This window comes from Achromobacter sp. CSND-B12 (genome assembly GCF_052906545.1).
On the sequence record NZ_JBREGJ010000001.1, the window covers coordinates 1,265,861 to 1,280,217 of the forward strand.

The 14,357-nt window shown below is 68.3% G+C and carries 18 protein-coding genes; 8 read left to right on the forward strand and 10 right to left on the reverse strand.

Going from position 1 to position 14,357, the window contains the following annotated elements; genetic code table 11:
• Positions 1-103: 103 nt before the first annotated feature.
• A complete protein-coding gene (locus tag ACUTAG_RS05650) occupies positions 104-331 on the forward strand; it encodes a hypothetical protein (RefSeq protein WP_006386500.1) in 228 nt (75 codons plus the stop codon).
• Positions 332-532: 201 nt separating this feature from the next.
• On the opposite strand, the gene bamC is transcribed toward ACUTAG_RS05650, so the two are convergent.
• The 4 genes from bamC to ACUTAG_RS05670 all read right to left on the reverse strand — a co-directional run bounded on the left by bamC (position 533) and on the right by ACUTAG_RS05670 (position 4,002).
• A complete protein-coding gene (bamC, locus tag ACUTAG_RS05655) occupies positions 533-1,657 on the reverse strand; it encodes an outer membrane protein assembly factor BamC (RefSeq protein WP_006386499.1) in 1,125 nt (374 codons plus the stop codon).
• A 17-nt stretch (positions 1,658-1,674) separates the two neighbouring features.
• A complete protein-coding gene (dapA, locus tag ACUTAG_RS05660) occupies positions 1,675-2,580 on the reverse strand; it encodes a 4-hydroxy-tetrahydrodipicolinate synthase (RefSeq protein ID WP_006386498.1) in 906 nt (301 codons plus the stop codon).
• A gap of 87 nt (positions 2,581-2,667) precedes the next feature.
• The gene (locus ACUTAG_RS05665; protein ID WP_148318411.1) at positions 2,668-3,315 is read right to left on the reverse strand and encodes a site-2 protease family protein; all 648 of its coding nucleotides are present in this window, start codon (positions 3,313-3,315) and stop codon (positions 2,668-2,670) included.
• A gap of 60 nt (positions 3,316-3,375) precedes the next feature.
• Positions 3,376-4,002, reverse strand: a complete 627-nt coding sequence (locus ACUTAG_RS05670; protein ID WP_058665016.1) for an L-threonylcarbamoyladenylate synthase — start codon at positions 4,000-4,002, stop codon at positions 3,376-3,378.
• An 89-nt stretch (positions 4,003-4,091) separates the two neighbouring features.
• On the opposite strand from ACUTAG_RS05670, the gene ypfJ reads away from it, so the two are divergent.
• The 3 genes from ypfJ to ACUTAG_RS05685 all read left to right on the forward strand — a co-directional run bounded on the left by ypfJ (position 4,092) and on the right by ACUTAG_RS05685 (position 6,427).
• Entirely contained in the window at positions 4,092-4,946 is an 855-nt protein-coding gene (gene ypfJ, locus ACUTAG_RS05675) for a KPN_02809 family neutral zinc metallopeptidase (RefSeq protein ID WP_058665017.1), read from the forward strand.
• 180 nt (positions 4,947-5,126) lie between these two features.
• Complete coding sequence (locus ACUTAG_RS05680) at positions 5,127-5,663, forward strand: hypothetical protein (RefSeq protein WP_006386494.1); 537 nt, start codon at positions 5,127-5,129, stop codon at positions 5,661-5,663.
• Positions 5,660-6,427 carry a DUF1828 domain-containing protein gene (locus tag ACUTAG_RS05685; RefSeq protein ID WP_006386493.1) on the forward strand — a complete coding sequence of 256 codons (768 nt, stop codon included), beginning with the start codon at positions 5,660-5,662 and terminating at the stop codon, positions 6,425-6,427. Before ACUTAG_RS05680 ends, ACUTAG_RS05685 begins: the two co-directional genes overlap by 4 nt.
• A 42-nt stretch (positions 6,428-6,469) precedes the next feature.
• On the opposite strand, the gene ACUTAG_RS05690 is transcribed toward ACUTAG_RS05685, so the two are convergent.
• The 3 genes from ACUTAG_RS05690 to ACUTAG_RS05700 all read right to left on the reverse strand — a co-directional run bounded on the left by ACUTAG_RS05690 (position 6,470) and on the right by ACUTAG_RS05700 (position 8,463).
• On the reverse strand, positions 6,470-6,742 hold the full coding sequence (locus ACUTAG_RS05690; RefSeq protein ID WP_006386492.1) for a hypothetical protein: 273 nt from the start codon (positions 6,740-6,742) through the stop codon (positions 6,470-6,472).
• Between the two features lie 225 nt (positions 6,743-6,967).
• Positions 6,968-7,618 (reverse strand): hypothetical protein, encoded by a 651-nt coding sequence (locus tag ACUTAG_RS05695; protein ID WP_054447202.1) that lies wholly within the window; start codon positions 7,616-7,618, stop codon positions 6,968-6,970.
• A gap of 104 nt (positions 7,619-7,722) precedes the next feature.
• Entirely contained in the window at positions 7,723-8,463 is a 741-nt protein-coding gene (locus tag ACUTAG_RS05700; protein ID WP_006386490.1) for an ArsR/SmtB family transcription factor, read from the reverse strand.
• An 87-nt stretch (positions 8,464-8,550) separates the two neighbouring features.
• Between ACUTAG_RS05700 and ACUTAG_RS05705 the strand changes: the two genes are divergently transcribed.
• Complete coding sequence (locus ACUTAG_RS05705) at positions 8,551-9,831, forward strand: MFS transporter (RefSeq protein WP_026384423.1); 1,281 nt, start codon at positions 8,551-8,553, stop codon at positions 9,829-9,831.
• On the opposite strand, the gene ACUTAG_RS05710 is transcribed toward ACUTAG_RS05705, so the two are convergent.
• From ACUTAG_RS05710 to ACUTAG_RS05720, 3 genes are all read right to left on the reverse strand, one after another.
• Positions 9,791-10,423, reverse strand: coding sequence for an FMN-binding negative transcriptional regulator (locus ACUTAG_RS05710; RefSeq protein WP_187378314.1), 633 nt, complete (start codon positions 10,421-10,423; stop codon positions 9,791-9,793). The two genes, ACUTAG_RS05705 and ACUTAG_RS05710, sit on opposite strands and share 41 nt — an antisense overlap.
• A 123-nt stretch (positions 10,424-10,546) precedes the next feature.
• Entirely contained in the window at positions 10,547-11,032 is a 486-nt protein-coding gene (locus tag ACUTAG_RS05715) for a GNAT family N-acetyltransferase (RefSeq protein WP_045953661.1), read from the reverse strand.
• 29 nt (positions 11,033-11,061) lie between these two features.
• Complete coding sequence (locus ACUTAG_RS05720; RefSeq protein ID WP_058665018.1) at positions 11,062-11,256, reverse strand: hypothetical protein; 195 nt, start codon at positions 11,254-11,256, stop codon at positions 11,062-11,064.
• Positions 11,257-11,735: 479 nt separating this feature from the next.
• Here ACUTAG_RS05720 and ACUTAG_RS05725 point away from each other — a divergent pair, with 479 nt between their 5' ends.
• The 3 genes from ACUTAG_RS05725 (at position 11,736) to ACUTAG_RS05735 (ending at position 14,146) form a co-directional block, all read left to right on the forward strand.
• A complete protein-coding gene (locus tag ACUTAG_RS05725; protein ID WP_165596540.1) occupies positions 11,736-11,906 on the forward strand; it encodes a hypothetical protein in 171 nt (56 codons plus the stop codon).
• A gap of 181 nt (positions 11,907-12,087) precedes the next feature.
• Positions 12,088-13,716, forward strand: coding sequence for a PQQ-binding-like beta-propeller repeat protein (locus ACUTAG_RS05730; RefSeq protein ID WP_058665019.1), 1,629 nt, complete (start codon positions 12,088-12,090; stop codon positions 13,714-13,716).
• A gap of 58 nt (positions 13,717-13,774) precedes the next feature.
• The gene (locus ACUTAG_RS05735) at positions 13,775-14,146 is read left to right on the forward strand and encodes a tRNA-binding protein (protein ID WP_006386483.1); all 372 of its coding nucleotides are present in this window, start codon (positions 13,775-13,777) and stop codon (positions 14,144-14,146) included.
• Positions 14,147-14,357: the final 211 nt, after the last annotated feature.

Consider the following 14,357-nt stretch of genomic DNA (forward strand, 5'->3'; position numbering starts at 1 on the left):
ACCTTTTTAACTTTCACACTCGCATCGCTTACGGCTTCCTGTAGCCTGGATTCTGGTTTCCCCTGACGGGGTTTCAAGAGTCGTCATCTACAGGAGTCTAAAAATGATGAGCAAAACCTTGATTATTGCCTCGGTGCTGGCGGTGTCGCTCAGCGCGTGCAACAAGAAGGAAGATGCCCCGGCGCCCGCGAACAACCCCACGCCGGGCGCCAGCACCCCGGCGCCCTCGAGCACGCCGCCGGCCACCTCGCCGGCCCCGGCCCCCACCCCTGGCACCACGCCCGGCGGTGGCTCGACCACCCCTGGCGGCTCGACCACGCCCGCTTCCTGATCAGCGAACAACCCCCGCGCTGATCACGGCAAACAAAAACCCCGGCCTCGCGCCGGGGTTTTTGTTTGCGCGCAGCCGCCGCGCCACGGCCATGCCCTTTGTCCGGCGGCCGATGAGCGCCAGCCGCGCGCACAAAGAAAAAGGCCCGCAAGGGGCCTTTTCCGGGTCCATACGAGCGCCGAGGCGCTCGCCGGGGATGTGTCACATCTTGTCTTTCAGCACGCTCAGCAGGCGCTGGGCGGTGGCGCTGTTGTCGCGTTCGCCCTTGGCATCCAGCACCGTGACGGTGGTCTGTTCGCCGCTGCCGACCAAATGGATGCGGTACTGCGGCGCCTCGGCCTTCTTGTCGCCCGAGAACATGCGGCTGAAGAAGCCCGGCTGGTCGATCTTCTCGCCGGTGTCGGTGTCGACGTAGCGCACGTAGTAGTCGCCAGCGGAACGGTCGCGGTCCTCGACCGAGAAACCGCCGCCATCCAGCGCCACGCCGACACGGCGCCAGGCCCGGTCGAACGACTCGCTGACGATCAGGGCGGCGCCCTGGGTGCGGACGTCCTGCTGCACCGCGGGCTTCTGCGGCGCGGCCTCGGCCTGCTGCACCAGCTTGCGGGCGTTGTCGACGTCGGTGCCCAGGTAGACCATCATGCGCGCCAGCATGGCGGCGTTCAGGCCCGGGTCTTCCTTGCCATTCTGCCATTGCACCTGGGAGCCGTCGTTGCCAACGCGCTTTTCCAGCATCTGGCGGTGGCTGACGTAGATCTCGGTGTGGCCGTTGACGCGTTCGACGCGGGTGCGGAATTTCTCGCGCTCGCCGCTGTCCCAGGCCGATTCCAGCACCGCGCCCAGGGCCTGGCGCAGCCAGCTTTCCGGGATCTTGGCGCGGTTTTCCGCCCAGTCGGTCTCGATCAGGCCGGCGGCCGGATTGTTGCTGGCGACGGTGAAGCCATTTTCGGTCCAGAAGTCGACCAGGCGCGGGAACACGTCCTCGGGCGCGCGGTCGACCACCAGCCAGCGCAGGTCGCCGTCGCGTTCGACGCGCATGTCCTGGCGGTTGGGCAGCACGTTGCTGGCCTTGGGCGCGTTGGCCTGGGCCTGGCCCTGCTGCTGGAATTGCGAGTAGGTGGTCGAGCCCGACGCCGGCGCGCGGTAGCGCGGATCGCTGGCGGCCTGGGTCAGGTCGGGCGGGATGCTGAGCGGCTCGCCACGTTGCGTGACGGCGCTCTTGTAGTTGACGGACTCTTCATTGCCCAGGAATTGGTTGACCTCGCTGCAGCCGGCCAACAACACCAGAGACATCAATGCCGACAGACCGGCATGACGCTTGTTCATACGTATCCTCACGATATTTAGAGCAGGCCCGTTTCCTGGAGCGCGCGACGCACCGTTTCGTGGTGCGGCGCGCCCAGTTCCACCAGCGGCAACCGGTAGCCCAGTGCGGTGCGGCCCATTTCGGCCAGCGCCCACTTGACGGGAATAGGATTGGCTTCAACGAACAAAGCCTTGTTCAGACGGGCCAGGTGCGCATTAAGTTCACGCACCTTCGGCACATTGCCCGCCAGGGCGGCGGCACAGAGGTCGCGCATCAGCTTGGGCGCGACGTTGGCGGTAACCGAAATGTTGCCGCGCGCGCCCAGCAGGATCAGGGCGGCGGCGGTGGGATCATCGCCACTGAACACCTGGAAGCTGGCCGGCGCCTCGCGCAACAGCAGGCCGCCGCGGGCGATGTCGCCGGTGGCGTCCTTGATGCCGATGATGCCCGGCACCTGCGCCAGGCGCAGCACCGTTTCGTTGCTCATGTCGGCCACGGTGCGGCCCGGCACGTTGTACAGGATGGTCGGCAGGTCCACGGCTTCGGCGATGGCGCGGAAGTGGCGGTACAGGCCTTCCTGCGACGGCTTGTTGTAGTACGGCACCACCGACAGGCCGGCCTGCGCGCCCACCGCCTTGGCGTGGCGCGTGAGGTGGATGGCTTCGTCGGTGGAGTTGGCGCCCACGCCGGCAATGACCGGGATGCGGCCCGCCGCATGCTCGACCGCCACGCGGATCAGTTCCGCGTGTTCTTCCATGGAAACCGTCGGCGATTCCCCGGTGGTGCCCACCACCACCAGCGCATCGGTTCCTTCCTGGATATGCCAATCGATCAACGACCGGTAGGCAGCGTAGTCCAGGCTGCCGTCGGGCTGCATCGGGGTGACGAGGGCCACCATGCTGCCCTGGAAATTAACGCCTGCGGCGGTTGCAGGGGATGCCATAAATGAGGGGCTCCAAAGCCCCACGGCGGGATGCCCCAGGGCCAGAATCAGTGAAACCGCTGAGTTTAACGGATATTGGCCAAAATCCTAGAGGAACCACTGAACGATCGTCGTTCCCAAAGCCAATACCGGACGCATCAATATCCAGAGCACGTCGGTCACCAGCAGCACCACCACGATCACCAGCCCATACGGCTCGATTTTCGAGTATTGCCAGGCCAGGCGGTTGGGCAGCAGGCTGAAAAGGATGCGTCCCCCATCCAGCGGCGGAATCGGCAGCAGGTTCAGCGCCATCAGCACCAGGTTGACCTGCACGCCCGCCATCGCCATCTCGAACCAGAAGCTCTCCTGCATGCCCGATTCCAGGAACAGGCGCAGCGAAAACACCCACAGGATGGCCATCAGCAGATTGGCGGCGGGTCCGGCCAGCGCCACCCACAGCATGTCTTTCTTGGGACGGCGCAGGCGGCCGAAATCCACCGGCACCGGCTTGGCCCAGCCGAACAGCATGCCCGGGCTGCCCAGCAGCTTGGAGGTCAGCAGGATCACCACCGGCACCAGCAGCGTGCCGATCGGATCGATGTGGCGCGCCGGGTTCAGGCTGATGCGGCCGGCCTGGTACGCCGTCGGATCGCCGAACATGCGCGCGACATAACCATGCGCGGCCTCGTGCAGGGTGATGGCGAAGATGACCGGTATCGCGTAGACCGCGATGGTTTGGATGAGTTCGTTCATGGCGAACCGGATTGTAGTGGAGGCGCGCGGTCGCGCCGGGCGCCATGCGCGGCGGTGACTTCAGGCCAGGCCCAGCGTGGCCGGGTCGCCGCGTCCCACGCGCACCACTACCGGCTCGGCGCCGGTCAGGTCGATCACGGTGGTCGGCGAATGCGGGCACGCGCCGGCGTCGATGATGGCGGCCAGCTCGTGGGCGTAGCGCTCGCGGATGTCCTCGGCGTCGTTCAACGCTTCGGTCTCGTCCTTCGGGATGAGGGTGGTGGACAGCAGCGGCGCCCCCATCTGCTCGAGCAGGCCGAGCATCACGGCGTGATCCGGCACGCGGATGCCGATAGTCTTGCGCGATGGGTGCGAAACGCGCCGCGGCACTTCCTTGGTGGCTTCCAGGATGAAGGTCCAGGGGCCGGGCGTAGCGGCCTTGAGCAGCCGGTACTGGCGGTTGTCGACGCGCGCGAAGTGGCCGATCTCGGCCAGGTCGCGGCACAGCAGCGTGAGGTGATGGCGCTCGTCCAGGCCGCGCAGGCGGCGCAGGCCGTCGGCCGCGCTCTTGTCGTCCAGGCGCGCGACCACCGCGTAGCTGGAATCGGTGGGCACCGCCACCAGGCCCCCGTCGTTCAGCCATTGGGCGGCCTGCTTGAGCAGGCGCGGTTGGGGATTCGCGGGGTGGATATCTAAATGGAGAGCCATGGGTTTATCCTAACACTCTTGAAGGCCGCTTCACCATGGGCGGCCACGGCAACACATGGCGGCCATGCCGGCCCGCCCGGAGACACAGTATGCGCCTGGACGATTCCCGCGAAAGCGACAACGTGGAAGACCGCCGCGCCAGCGGCCCGCGTATCGGCGGCCGAGGCACCATCGGCATCGGCACCATCGTGCTGGCCCTGGTGGCCATGTATTTCGGCGTCGATCCCAGCGTGGTGCTGCAGATGGCCGAAGGCCCGCCGGCGCAGCAGCAACAGGGGCCGGCCGCCCGGCCGCCCGCCAACGACCCGCAGGCGCGCTTTGTCGCCAAGGTGCTGGGCGAAACCGAGGACACCTGGAGCGCCATCTTCCAGAAGGACTTGAGCCGCCAGTACGTGCCGCCCAAGCTGGTGCTGTTCCGTGGCGCCACGCCCACGGCCTGTGGCACCGGCCAGGCGGCGATGGGGCCGTTCTACTGCCCGGGCGACAGCAAGGTCTACATCGACCTGGCGTTCTTCGACGAATTGCAGAACCGCTTCAAGGCGCCCGGCGATTTCGCCCAGGCCTACGTCATCGCGCACGAGGTCGGCCACCACGTGCAGCACCTGCTGGGCATCTCCGACCAGGTCGACAACCTGCGCCGCCGCAACCCGTCGCAGGCCAATGCGCTGTCCGTGCGCATGGAACTGCAGGCCGACTGCTTTGCCGGGTTGTGGGCGCAACGCGCCAACGCCGCCCGCAACATCCTCGAGGGCGGCGACGTCGAGGAAGCGCTGGCCGCGGCCACCGCCATCGGCGACGACCGGCTACAAAAGCAGAGCCAGGGCTACGTGGTGCCGGACGCCTTCACCCACGGCTCGTCGGCCCAGCGGGTGCGCTGGTTCAAGCGCGGCCTGGAAGGCGGCGAGCTCAAGCAATGTGATACCTTCGCCGCCAGCTCGCTGTAGCCCCGGCATGCCGGCCGCGACGCCATTGCGCCTGTATATCCATACAGCGCGCGGACCGGGGGCGTCTTCATCTTGTAAGATTACGCCCCCGCGCAGACCAAGCGCGGGCCAGAGCTCCCGCAAGGGGGCTTTTCCCGCTGGGCGGCCCGGCGGCGCATTTCCAGACACCACATCCGTTCCATGGCCAACAAGTTCGAACCGTTAATCACCGCTGATGAGGTGCAAGAAATCCTCGCGGAGCCCAAGGAAACCGTCAAGCCGATCACCTGGATCCCCAAGCCGGCCGCCACCAGCATCCAGTGGATGGAGTTCGCCAGCCCTTGCCGCATCAAGGGTGAAGTGCGCGACGACGTGATCTTCCGCGCCACCTACCGCGGCGCCCGCACCGACGTGCACGGCCAGGCCACCATCTTCCTGGCCGAGGCGTTCTGCGCCAGCCTGTTCGTCGGCCCGCACCGCGTCCTCGGCGTCGACACCGACGACTCCTTCCACACCAGCCTGGTGGGCGAAGGCCGGCCGCAATACCGCAAGCCGCTGGCGGACCGCAGCCACGAACACATCTGGGTGGACGAAGGCGAAGGCTACGCCGAACCCATCGTGCCCGCCCTGCACACGATCGCCGAGCTGATGCAGTACTTCCTGCCGAGGGCCAACCTGACCCTGACCGGCGGTTTCGCGCATCCCCTCAAAGGCCGACAAATCGAACTGATCCTATGAGCAATTTCCTGGAAGCCTCCGGCTGGACCGTCCTGCCGGCGGGCGAGCACGCCATCCGCGCGATCTCGCCGATGACGCTGGGCCTGGACGGCCAGCACGCGGCATTCTTCATCGCCCATCCGGACGACACGTCGTTCTATCTCACCGACGCCTGTGAAACCGCGATGCATGCCTCCAGCTACGGCATCGAACTGGCGCCCAAGCGGATCGACATCCTCAACGAAACGCCGGGCGTGAGCCTGGCGCACTTCGACAAGTCGGGCGCCATCGTCGCCAGCGGCCCCAACGAGCAGTTGCAGGAAGCGCTGTGGGACGCGGTCAAGCTGGCCATGGCGCTGTCGTTCCAGTGCGCCAAGTGGATGCCGCGTTTCAGCCAGCTGCGCTTTCGCGCCCAGGTCGGCCGGGCGCTGGCGGCCGGGGTCGGCCCCAATCGCATGGTCAAGGGCGCGCGCGCCAAGGGCAGCAGCGGCCATACCGCCGACTTCGCCTTCGCCGTGCGCGCCGCGGGCAGCACCGCGCTGACCTATATCGAACCGATCGCGCTCAAGGCGGGCAAGAAAATGGATTGGACGCAGGTCTACCAGACCCACGGCAAGATGTCGGACGTGAAAATGGCCGATGCGCGCAACTCGCGCATGGTGATCCTGGAGGATGGCGCGTCGGCCGAGGAACTCAGGAAAGCCGTGACCATCCTGGAACAGTCGGCCAGCGTGCTGACGCTGGCCAAGACCCGCGACTGGCGGGCGGTGTTCGCCGCGGAATAACCGCCGCCGCGGACCGCGCCCCATCAGCGCCGGCCGGCGGCGTCAGGATGGCATGTTGGTCAGGCCGTCGACGATTTCGCGGCCGTGCAGGATGGCGGCATGCACCGCTTCGCGCGGACTGAAGACAAAACCACCTTCGGCAAAGCGTGGCACGGGATATTCGTCGCCACCTTCCAGCACGGCGCCAGCCTGGACCACCATGACCGATGCGATGAAAACGGGGCCGCTCGGCAACGCTTGGACTTCATCGCCCGCGCCCCGGGACACCTTGGCCGTCAGCCGGTATCCCTTGTAGATCAAGTTGTTCTGATGCACTTCGGATGCCCTCTATCTGCGACCCAGCATACCGCGCCTGTTCATGACAGTTCGGATAAGTTTTGTAACCCCGGCATCCGATAGAAACATTGTTGCACCGCGCTAATTGCGTCCCCGTTTCCCTGGCGGCCGGTCCGCCACGCCGACAGGCAGGCAGGACGCGGCTGACAGCCGGGCGCGACCCGCGCCCGGCCGGGGCCGCGTCGATCCGTCCCGGGGATTTCCCTAAAGCTGTTGCGAAAGCGCACTATCCGGGGTCTGCATGCCCGTGGCCCGCAGGTAATCGGGCAAGGTCCAGCCCCGGCCCAGCAGGAACATGCGGGTGTGCAGATCGCCCAGCACCTGCGGCGTCACCGCCGGCCCCAGGTAGGTCAGCCGCTTGCGCCGCAGGTCGGCATAGCCCAGCGGATAATCGCGGGCCAGCCCCAGCCACAGGCGATGCGCGCCGACCGACTGGCGCGCCCCGCTCATGATGCACAGCCCCGCGTCCAGGGCCCAGCGATAGACCGCGGTGGCCAGTCCCATGCCCTGGTAGGGCGCGGCGTACTTCGAATGCGGCGCGCGCACGTAGGGATCGGCGCGCCGCCCCACTTCGATCAGCCGGTTGAACACCGTGTAGCCCGCCAGCCGGCCGCGCCGCGCGTCCACCACATACACGTAATACTCGCCATCGGCCTCGCGGTAGCGAAGCACCATGCCAGGGATGTCGGTTTGAACCTCCGGCAATCCATGCAGACGGTCCGAAGGACGATTCATGCGGTCGTGGATGGCATCGAGTTCGGTCTCCACTTCGCGCGGAGCGTGATTGACGTCGATGCGCAGTTCCGTCGCGATAGGCAAGGCGCGGCGGAAAGCGTGCAGGGCCAGCGTAGGCAAGGCCACCTCCTGTACAGGGCAAATGCCCGATGAAAAAAAGATGTGCGCCCGCCCGCGACCTGCCGGCCCGCGGGAGCGCGATGAAAATCCGCTTCGAAACGGTCCTAGGCGGCGTGGCCGCCCGTCAGGTTCCAGTCCACCGCGTCGGCGGCCGCCTCCCCGGGCATGCCGAAAAACGCCGGGAACTGGCGCGCGCCCTTGCGCGTGACCGACAAGGCGCGCGAGTCCAGGTCCTTGTCGACCCAGCCGCGCCGCAACAACGCCTCCAGCAGCGCGGCGCCGAGCGCGCCGCCCAGGTGCGAGCGGCGCTCGCTCCAATCCAGGCAGGGGCAGGCAAAGCGGCGGCGGCGCTGGCGCGCCTGCGCCACATCCACCCCGACCTGTGCCAGCGAGGCCTCGCCCAGCGGCGTCAACACATAGTCGCGGCCATCGGCCGCCAGCCATTGGCGCGCCAGCATCGCATCATGGACGCGCACGGCCAGCGTGCCCGCCATGTGGTCATAACAGGTGCGGGCCTCGCGCAGCGCCGATGGCGTGTTGGGCTTGAATGGCGCGCGCTCGGCGCCCGCCACCACCAGCAACGCTTCAAGCGCGCGCGCCACTTCGGCATTGGCCAGCCGGTAATAGCGGTGCTTGCCCTGCGCCGCCTGCTCCACCAGGCCCTGCTCGCGCAGGCGCTGGAAATGGCTGCTGGCCGTGGACGCGCCGATATCCGCGGCCGCGGCCAGTTCCGTGGCGGTGCGGGCGCGGCCATCCAGCAGCACGCACAGCATGCGCGCCCGCGCCGGATCGGCGATGGCGCCCGCGACGGCGGACAGATTGATATCGGCGAACTCGGATTCCATGATTCGGTCCAGGCCAAAGTGTTGTGTACAGGCACAAGCATACTGCGAGTCATCTCAACAAGACAGCCGGCGCCGCCGGCCACCGCCATGCGCGACACCCCGGTTTTCTTTGGCTGGAAAGTTCTCTACGCCACCTTCGTGTTGGCCGTCTTCGGCTGGGGCGTGGGCTTCTACGGTCCGCCGGTGTTCCTGCACGCCGTGGTGCAGCGCACCGGCTGGAGCGTGGCGCTGGTCTCGGCCGCGGTCAGCCTGCACTTCCTGTGCGGCACGCTGATCGTGGCCAATCTGCCGCGCCTGTACCGGCGCTGGGGCGTGCCGGCGGTGACCCTGGCGGGCGCCGTTGCGCTGGCGCTGGGCGTGTCGGGCTGGGCGCGCGCGGCGGCGCCGTGGCAGTTGTACGCGGCCGCGCTGTTCTCCGGCATGGGCTGGGTGACGCTGGGCGCGGCGGCGGTCAATGCGCTGATCGCGCCCTGGTTCGTCAAACGGCGCCCGGCCGCGCTCGGCATGGCCTACAACGGCGCCAGCGTGGGCGGCATCGTATTTTCGCCGCTGTGGGTCTTCCTGATTTCCGGCTATGGTTTCGCGCAGGCGGCCTGGTGGATCGGCGCGACGATGGTCATCGTGATCGCGATCCTGGCGCGCAAGGTATTCGCCGTCACCCCGCGTCAGTTGGGCCAACACCCGGACGGCGTGGCGCCCGACGCGCAGTCACCGGCCGCGGCCGCCACGCTGGCGCCGGTGCCGCGCCTCTGGCGCGATCGCGCCTTCCTGTCGCTGGGCGCCGGCATGGCGCTGGGCCTGTTCGCGCAGATCGGCCTGATCGCCCACCTGCTGTCATTGCTGGCGCCACTGCTGGGCGCGCAGACCGCCGGCATCGCCATGGGCCTGGCCACGGCAAGCGCTATCGCCGGGCGCAGCCTGGTGGGCTGGCTGATGCCGCCGTCCGCCGACCGCCGCAAGGTCGCCTGCGTATCGTATGGCGCGCAGATCCTCGGCTCGCTGGTCCTGATGCTGGCGGCGGACCACGCCTGGGCGGTGTGGGCCGGCGTGCTGCTGTTCGGCGCCGGCATCGGCAACGCCACGTCGCTGCCGCCATTGATCGCGCAGAGCGAATTCGGCCGCGAGGACGCCTTGCGCGTGGTGCCGCTGATCGTCGCCGTGTCGCAAGGCGCCTATGCATTTGCGCCGGCGGTATTCGGCGTGCTGCGCGCCACGGCCGGCCAGGACGGCCAATCGATGTCCGGGTTCCTGGCGGTGGCGGCCTGCCTGCAAGCCGCCGCGATCGCCTGCCTGGCATGGGGCCGCGGCGCGGCCTGGCGGCGCGGACTCAGTCCAGCCCGCCGCGGCGCGCCACCAGGCCGGCCATGACGGCGTCGCCCTGCTCGTCGGCCAGGCCCTGCGCCACGCCTTGACGGTCGGCGGCGTTGCGGTTCTGGCTGACCTTCCATTTGCCCTCGATGCGCGTGATGGCGATTTCCACGCCGACGATCGCCCGCATCTGCGCGGCGATGAAATCGTCGGGCGCATCCTCGACGCGCCAGGGCTGGGCCCGCGCCTTTTCCTGCGCGTCGGTCAAGGCGCCGATCTGCGCGCGCACCCAGGCCGGATCGTCATGGATCCGCGGCGTGCCCCACACGTGCACGGCCACGAAGCTCCAGGTCGGCACCACCTTGTGGGTCTCGGCCTTGGTGGCGTACCAGGACGGCGTGACATAGGCCTGGGCGCCGTGGAACACCACCAGGCACTCGGCGCCGTCGGCCAGCTCCCGCCACTGCGGATTGGCCCGCGCCATGTGCAGGCGCAGCACGCCCCGCGGCCCTTCGGGATACAGCAGACAGGGAATGTGGTTGGCCATCAGCCCGCCGTCCCCGCTGGTGGCCAGCACCCCCAGGGGATGGGCGCGGATGAAGTCGTGCTGGATATCGAGCGAGTCTTCGCGGAAGGCGGACGGCAGGTACATGGCGGCAATGGCTGGCTGGAGGAAAAACACACCATAGCGCCGCCCTGGCCCCATTGCCAGAGCCATCCAGCCATCAATTCATGGAGCCACAACGTGGCGCCCCCATCCGCCGCGCCGTCCGTGTCAGGCCAGCGCTTTCACCAGCAGCACCGTGGTGAAACCGCTGTCCCATTCCTCGTCGGGATAGGTGTCGATCTCGGCATAGCCCTGCTTGCCGTAGAACGCGCGGCTCTGCATGTTGAAGGTATCGGTTTCCAGCCGCGCCTGGCCGAAACCGGCGCCGCGCATGCCGTCCTCGGCCAGCGCCAGCAGCGCCGCGCCCACGCCACGCCGCTGCATCGCCGGATGCACATGCAGCGCCCAGATGAAGTTCTTTTCCCAGTCCACCATGCCCGCCACCCGGCCTTCGGCTTCGCACACGTAAAAGCGCGCGCCGCGTTCGGCGACATAACGCGGGATCTTGCCGCTGTCCAGGAAATACCGATATTTCTCGGGCGTCATCTGCGGCCGCCAGGTGCCTTCGTAGGTCGCGGTCAATATGTCTTCCAGCGCCGCCGCATCGTCGGGGCGCGCCAGCCGGATCGTCAGGGTGTTCGGGGTTTGCGTCATGCGCGGCAGTGTAGCAACCGCGCCGCCCGTCATCGTCGGACGCGCTCGTAGGCCTGGTTCATGCGCTCGCGCGCCGCGGTCTCATGCGCGTAGGCGCGATCGTAAGTGGCCAGGCAGGCCAACGTCGGATCGGGCCATTTGATCGCGGCGACGGCGGCGGTCAATTCGTCGCGCGCGCGCTGCCATTCCTTGACGGCGGCGTACCATTCCTTGGTCGTGTCCATAGCTCCCTCCCTATGTGCACACCCCGATCGTAGCCTCGCCGGTGCCGGCTGCGGTGATTCATTCAGCGACGCAAATGGATGAGTCCGATGCGTGGCGGGATGGCTGCATTTGGCCGAGCGCGGCGACACGGTAAAATTCGAGCATCCGGACCGTCCGTGCACGATGGCAACGCCGGACAGCGCCGCGAAATCGCGGCCGCGCGGCCACCCGGCCGCGGCCCGCAGGGGCCATGCACGCCACCCACCCCGCCCGCGAACGATCGCGCGGCCCGATTCGATACCGGATAAAACGCCTCCCATGAGTGAACGCGGCGCCGCCGCCGCGGTCGTATGTCAGCCAGCCCGCCACGTGGCCGCCTTTCCCGGCCATCCGCGCTTGCCGCGTCCTCTCTCACGAAGCGATGAATATTGACGTCAACCCTCACTTACTCGCTGGCACGGCTAATGCTACTGTTCGGCCTGTGCAAGGAGTACAAGCAATGGATCAGAAAACCAAACCCTGGGCCTTTCCCAAACCCCACCCGGAAAACACCCCGCGGGGCGAACGGAACAAACAGGAATTCGACGCGCCCCCCGCGGCCAAGCCGTCCACCACGGCCAAGCCTCGCGCCAAGAAGCCCGCGGCCGTCGCCGGCGCGGCCAAATCGTGACGCGCCCTTGACGTGACGCGCCCCCTTAATGTGACACACCCTTGACGCCGTCAGCATCCGCCATGCCCGCGCCCGCCATTGTCCCGCCCTGCCGCCGCCCCGGCGCGGGCATGCGCGGACCCAAACGTCCGGCCGCGCCACGCATCGGCGCGCGCGGCCCCCGCCCATCGTGAACCCGTTCATGAATCCGGCGCTGCGCGGCGCCGGCAAGATCACCGCCGTGTTCTTCAGTCCCGACGGCGAGCTCGCGGCGGTGGCCTCGGCCTTTCCGCTGTTGATCAATCCGCGCGCGCGCGCCGTCTATGGCGGCGCCACCCTGCACTACCGCGTCGGCCTGTACCGCCGCGGCGAGGCCGCGCCGTTCGCCACCTTCGACGCGCTGCGCCTGCCGGTCAACGACGTCGCCTTCCATCCCACCCGGCCCGCGATTGCGATTGGCGCGGGCAGCTACGATGGCGGCTATCTGTTCGAAGGCGACCTCGTCATCTGGAACTGGGCCGACGGCCACAGCCGCCGTCCCTGCCTGCATGTCCCGGAAGTGGTCCGTTGCCGCTACCTGGACGATGCCGGGCAGCTCGAAGCCTGGGTCCGTCCATGGGATGAATCCTGGGACGAGGACGACGACCGCGCCGCGCCGGCCGCGGATACGCTGCTGCGGATACGGATCGATGATTCCGACGCGGCCTGGCGTGCCGGCGAACCCGCCGCGCTCGACCTCGACGAAACCACCGCCATGGTCGACGCCACGCCGCCGGACGATGGTCTTGCGGTCACGCGCCTGGCCGACTGGTCCGGCCTGCCCGACCTGGGCCTGCGCGGCGCGATCTGGGACCTCGCCTGGCTCGACGCCGATACCCTTGGCGCCACCCACGACGCCTGCCTGCTGGACCGCTATGACCGCAACGGCGAGCTGCTGTCGCGCCACGAAGGCGGCGGCCGCGGCAGCGAAATCCTGCCCGCGGCGGCGGTCACGGTGCACGCGCTGGCGCCCCCCGATCCGGCCGACATTTTCCGGCGCGATTCCCGCCTGTACGTGCTGCGCGACGGGCAACTGGCGGCGGCGCGCGACTACACCGGCGGCGCATACACATTCTCGGTCGACGCCAATGGCCGCCTGCTGGGCCGCCAAGACCGCGTCGGCAGTCGCGCGCGCGGCGGCGTCGACATCCTGCTCGATCCGACGCTGGCCCGCGAACAGCGGCTGGACGTCGGCCATTACGACTGCTTCAACCACTACATCGGCATCAACGGCGCCCCCTGCCTGTTTGCGCTGCAAGGCACCCCGCCCGGCTCGCACGAGGGCAAGTACCTGTGCATCGTCCACCCTGACGGCCGCATCGAACGGCTCTGGCCCGTGCTCAAGCCCGATCGCACGCCGGCCAGCCATGCCATGGAATGCCGCGGGGCCTATGTCGACGATGCCCTCGGCGCGGGCGTCGTCATCGCCGGCAAGCACTATTCGCCCACGGTCAACGGCGCCTACCGCGGCTTCATCTACCGCAAGAGCCTGGCGCGCGGCCAGGAACGCTGGCGCCATGCCACGCCGGCGTCGGCCAGCGCCATCGTACTGGCCGACGGCCTGGTGGCGGCGGCCTTCCTCGACGGCAGCCTGATGCTGATCGACGCCAGCACCGGCGACCTGCGCCTGTCGGCCAAGGTGCGCCTGGACGGCATCGCGACGGTGATCTACGCCATGGCGGCGCGCAACGGCATCCTCGCGATCGGCACGCTGGACGGCCGCATCGCGCTGGCCAGCCTGGCCGACCTGCCCGCCAGGACCGGCGCGGACGGCAACCTCGATCTGGCATGATGGGCCTGTGGCCAGCCTTCGGGCCGGCCCCGATCCACTCTCTTCGTCACGCCGAGCCATGCACTACACCCAAGACCCGAACACCCCGCCCGCCGCCACCATCAGCTTCGACGACTTCATGCAAGTCGACATCCGTGTCGGCACCATCGTCGCCGCCGACGCGTTTCCCGAAGCGCGCAAGCCAGCCTATAAATTGACCATCGACTTCGGCGCCGGCGTCGGCGTCCGGAAAAGCTCGGCGCAGATCACCGGCCGCTACACGCTGGACCAGTTGCCCGGCAAGCGGGTGCTGGGCGTCGTCAACTTCCCGCCGCGCCAGGTCGGCCCGGTGCGCTCCGAAGTCCTGGTGCTGGGCCTGGCCGACGACGCCGGCGATACCGTGCTGGTGACGCCCGAGCTCGACGTCCCCAATGGCGCCCGGCTCACCTGACCGCACCTGCACAGGCTACCGCTCTCCGAAGCCCTGCCTGCCGGCCTGATCGCGGCAAATGCCCGCCGAGGGTCGCGTGAATGTCGGACATATTGACCCTGTCCGCGCCTGCCCTTCACGCTATTCTCAAAGGCTTACGGCGGCCGATTCGCATAAATTTTCCCTGGCCGGCCACATCGTCGCGCCGCGGTTCCGGCCGCGCGCCGACTCT

What these genes read in the sequence shown, in the direction of transcription:
- ACUTAG_RS05650 (WP_006386500.1), top strand. Translation starts at nt 104, where the DNA reads ATGATGAGCAAAACCTTGATTATTGCCTCGGTGCTGGCGGTGTCGCTC.
- bamC (WP_006386499.1), bottom strand. Translation starts at nt 1,657, where the DNA reads ATGAACAAGCGTCATGCCGGTCTGTCGGCATTGATGTCTCTGGTGTTG.
- dapA (WP_006386498.1), bottom strand. Translation starts at nt 2,580, where the DNA reads ATGGCATCCCCTGCAACCGCCGCAGGCGTTAATTTCCAGGGCAGCATG.
- ACUTAG_RS05665 (WP_148318411.1), bottom strand. Translation starts at nt 3,315, where the DNA reads ATGAACGAACTCATCCAAACCATCGCGGTCTACGCGATACCGGTCATC.
- ACUTAG_RS05670 (WP_058665016.1), bottom strand. Translation starts at nt 4,002, where the DNA reads ATGGCTCTCCATTTAGATATCCACCCCGCGAATCCCCAACCGCGCCTG.
- ypfJ (WP_058665017.1), top strand. Translation starts at nt 4,092, where the DNA reads ATGCGCCTGGACGATTCCCGCGAAAGCGACAACGTGGAAGACCGCCGC.
- ACUTAG_RS05680 (WP_006386494.1), top strand. Translation starts at nt 5,127, where the DNA reads ATGGCCAACAAGTTCGAACCGTTAATCACCGCTGATGAGGTGCAAGAA.
- ACUTAG_RS05685 (WP_006386493.1), top strand. Translation starts at nt 5,660, where the DNA reads ATGAGCAATTTCCTGGAAGCCTCCGGCTGGACCGTCCTGCCGGCGGGC.
- ACUTAG_RS05700 (WP_006386490.1), bottom strand. Translation starts at nt 8,463, where the DNA reads ATGGAATCCGAGTTCGCCGATATCAATCTGTCCGCCGTCGCGGGCGCC.
- ACUTAG_RS05705 (WP_026384423.1), top strand. Translation starts at nt 8,551, where the DNA reads ATGCGCGACACCCCGGTTTTCTTTGGCTGGAAAGTTCTCTACGCCACC.
- ACUTAG_RS05710 (WP_187378314.1), bottom strand. Translation starts at nt 10,423, where the DNA reads ATGTACCTGCCGTCCGCCTTCCGCGAAGACTCGCTCGATATCCAGCAC.
- ACUTAG_RS05715 (WP_045953661.1), bottom strand. Translation starts at nt 11,032, where the DNA reads ATGACGCAAACCCCGAACACCCTGACGATCCGGCTGGCGCGCCCCGAC.
- ACUTAG_RS05720 (WP_058665018.1), bottom strand. Translation starts at nt 11,256, where the DNA reads ATGGACACGACCAAGGAATGGTACGCCGCCGTCAAGGAATGGCAGCGC.
- ACUTAG_RS05725 (WP_165596540.1), top strand. Translation starts at nt 11,736, where the DNA reads ATGGATCAGAAAACCAAACCCTGGGCCTTTCCCAAACCCCACCCGGAA.
- ACUTAG_RS05730 (WP_058665019.1), top strand. Translation starts at nt 12,088, where the DNA reads ATGAATCCGGCGCTGCGCGGCGCCGGCAAGATCACCGCCGTGTTCTTC.
- ACUTAG_RS05735 (WP_006386483.1), top strand. Translation starts at nt 13,775, where the DNA reads ATGCACTACACCCAAGACCCGAACACCCCGCCCGCCGCCACCATCAGC.